Origin of the sequence: Shigella sp. FC1967, assembly GCF_001743005.1 — a bacterium.
Classification (GTDB): Bacteria; Pseudomonadota; Gammaproteobacteria; order Enterobacterales; family Enterobacteriaceae; genus Proteus.
Genome location: NZ_MIIZ01000806.1, coordinates 1 through 3064, shown reverse-complemented (window position 1 = coordinate 3064; position 3064 = coordinate 1). Strand labels below are relative to the sequence as shown.

Sequence of the window (3064 nt, the reverse complement as noted above, 5' to 3'; positions counted from 1 at the left end):
AAAAAGAGATGCCTGATGATCTCCCTTTAGATACGCAATGGGAAGAAATCTACACGGCAGGTACACCTTCAGGCACCAGTAGTGACTATACTGATGATGAACTACCTCTGTATCAAGGTGAAACAACCGCCTCATTGCAAGATTACCTAACATGGCAGGCTGATCTCACACCATTTTCAGAAACAGACAAAGCAATTGCGATAAGTATTATCGATGCTATTGATGAAACAGGATATTTAACTGTCACAACAGATGACATCCTGGCTGGAATGGGCGATGATGAATTAGAGCTTGATGAAGTCGAAGCCGTATTAAAACGTATTCAACGCTTTGATCCTATTGGTGTTGCTGCTCGTGATTTAAAAGAGTGTCTTTTGATTCAGCTATCCGCTTTTTCAACAGAAACACCCTATCTTAAAGAAACGCAGTTAGTCATTAGCCAATATTTAGAGTTACTAGGTAACCGTGATTTTCGTCAACTGATGCGTCAAGCGAAGTTACGAGAAGAGACGCTTAAATCTGTTATTGAACTGATCCAGTCTCTTGATCCTAAACCCGGATTAAGTATTGATACAGGCGAGTCAGAGTATGTTATTCCAGATATACTGGTAAAAAAATCAGGTGAACGCTGGCAAGTTGAGTTAAATACAGATAGCATTCCTCGCCTACGAATAAATGAAACTTACGCAGCATTGGGTCAATCGACTCAAAATGAAAGCGATGGAAAATTTATTCGTGACAATTTACAAGAAGCCAAATGGCTGATAAAAAGTTTAGAAAGCCGTAATGAGACATTATTAAAAGTCGCTCATTGCATTGTTGACACACAGCAGGCATTTTTCGAATTGGGTGAAGAGCATATGAAACCCCTTGTGTTGGCAGATATTGCTGAACAGGTTGAAATGCACGAATCCACCATTTCTCGAGTAACAACGCAAAAATTTTGCATTGCCCAAGAGGAATTTTCGAATTGAAGTATTTTTTCTCTAGCCATGTGAATACTGATAGCGGAGGCGAAGCCTCTTCAACAGCAATCAGGGCTTTAGTGAAGAAACTAATCGCAGCAGAAAATCCAGCGAAACCACTTAGTGATAGTAAACTGGCTGATATGCTCGCAGAGCTTGGAATACAAGTTGCTCGACGCACTGTTGCGAAGTATAGAGAGTCATTATCCATCCCGCCTTCAAATCAACGCAAAGAGTTGGTTTGAGCATAATTGAGAAGGAAGACACTATGGAACTTCAAATCACTGGTCATAATATTGAATTAACCGATGCTCTGCGTGATACCGTCAAAGCAAAAAGCGCGAAATTACCTCAGTTCTTTGACAAAATTAATAACGTTCAGGTCATCCTGAAAGTCGAGAAAGTGAATAAAATCGCGGAAGCGACCATTCAAGTTAATGGCGGTGAATTACATGCTTCTGCAGAAGCAGAAGATATGTACGCAGCAATTGATGGATTAATGGATAAACTGGCTCGTCAATTAACCAAACACAAAGATAAACTGAGACAACATTAATTCATTTCCCATTGTGAAATGGGAATACAATCGGCGAAGTTACTGTGTTGTTTATGACTCGGTTTAAGCCAATGCCTAATCAATATCAGTAACACAAAACCAGATGTCACTTTGTGGCATCTGGTTTGCTGGTCTAAGTGAATAAGACAATGAACAACGATACAAAGATGAATATTAGCGACGTACTTTCTCTGGCATGTACGCATAATGATGTACATTGCACGAGTAAAAAGCGCGCGTTAGAAATTATCAGTGAAAATGCAGCAAAAGCACTTAATTTACCCGAAACACTGATATTTGAAGCCTTATTAACGCGTGAAAAAGTCGGTACAACAGGGATTGGGGGTGGTTTAGCTATTCCTCATGGACGTATTGAAAGTGATGAAACAGAAAAAGTAGTTGGTGTGTTTCTTCACCTAAGCGAACCTATTGCCTTCGACGCTATTGATAATCAGCCTGTCGATTTGTTGTTCGCATTACTCGTTCCTGCGACACAATGTAAGGAACATTTACACACACTGTCTTTGATTGCAAAACAGTTGGCAGACAAAAATTTATGTCGCCGACTACGCTCCGCACAAAGTGATGAAGAGCTTTATCAGATTATCACAGAATAACCCCTACGGGTTTAGTAGGACGCGAATAGCATTACAGTGGAATGATATTCATCACTGGGAAATTATAGGGGAGCTACCTCATGGTGCTGATGATAGTCAGCGGACGCTCTGGTTCAGGTAAGTCAGTCGCTTTGCGTGCGCTTGAAGACATGGGATTTTATTGTGTTGATAACTTACCTGTTGATCTTTTACCTGAGCTCGCAAAAACACTGGCTGAACGTGATGCTTCTGCTGCCGCAGTCAGTATTGATGTCCGAAATATGCCAGAGTCGCCGGAGATCTTCGAAAAAGCGCTGGAAAGTTTACCCGCTGAATATTCTCCACAACTCTTATTTTTAGACGCAGATAGAAATACCTTAATTCGTCGTTATAGTGATACTCGACGTCTTCACCCGCTTTCAACCAAAAATCTTTCGCTAGAAATGGCCATTGATACCGAAAGTGATCTGCTTGAACCATTACGATCACGGGCTGATCTCATTATTGACACCTCTGAAATGTCAGTTCATGAGCTTGCAGAAATGCTGCGTACTCGCTTATTAGGAAAGCGTGAACGCGAGCTAACAATGGTCTTTGAATCCTTTGGTTTTAAGCATGGTATTCCTATTGATGCAGACTATGTTTTTGATGTGCGATTCTTACCGAATCCACATTGGGATCCTAAACTGCGTCCAATGACAGGTCTCGATCGCCCTGTCGCGGCATTCTTAGATAGACACACCGAAGTGCATAACTTTATTTATCAAACGAGAAGCTATCTTGAACTTTGGTTGCCGATGCTAGAAACCAATAACCGTAGTTATTTGACGGTGGCAATTGGTTGTACGGGGGGGTAAACACCGTTCAGTTTATGTTGCTGAGCAACTCGCCGATTATTTCCGCTCTAGAGGGAAAAACGTACAATCACGCCACAGAACACTCGAAAA

Annotated in this window: 2 protein-coding genes and 2 pseudogenes; all 4 read left to right on the top strand. The window is 41.3% G+C overall.

Annotation, left to right across the window (positions count from 1 at the left end; translation table 11 throughout):
* A pseudogene (locus BHE89_RS25790) lies at positions 1–1210 on the top strand (RNA polymerase factor sigma-54); the annotation flags it as partial.
* Positions 1211–1233: 23 nt separating this feature from the next.
* On the top strand, positions 1234–1521 hold the full coding sequence (gene hpf, locus BHE89_RS13395) for a ribosome hibernation promoting factor (protein WP_036913954.1): 288 nt from the start codon (positions 1234–1236) through the stop codon (positions 1519–1521).
* 149 nt (positions 1522–1670) lie between these two features.
* Positions 1671–2138, top strand: a complete 468-nt coding sequence (ptsN, locus tag BHE89_RS13390; RefSeq protein ID WP_023582879.1) for a PTS IIA-like nitrogen regulatory protein PtsN — start codon at positions 1671–1673, stop codon at positions 2136–2138.
* 80 nt (positions 2139–2218) lie between these two features.
* Positions 2219–3064, top strand: a pseudogene (gene rapZ, locus BHE89_RS13385) (RNase adapter RapZ); the annotation flags it as partial.

Coding starts and splice junctions, on each gene's coding strand:
- hpf (WP_036913954.1), top strand. CDS start 1,234: ATGGAACTTCAAATCACTGGTCATAATATTGAATTAACCGATGCTCTG.
- ptsN (WP_023582879.1), top strand. CDS start 1,671: ATGAACAACGATACAAAGATGAATATTAGCGACGTACTTTCTCTGGCA.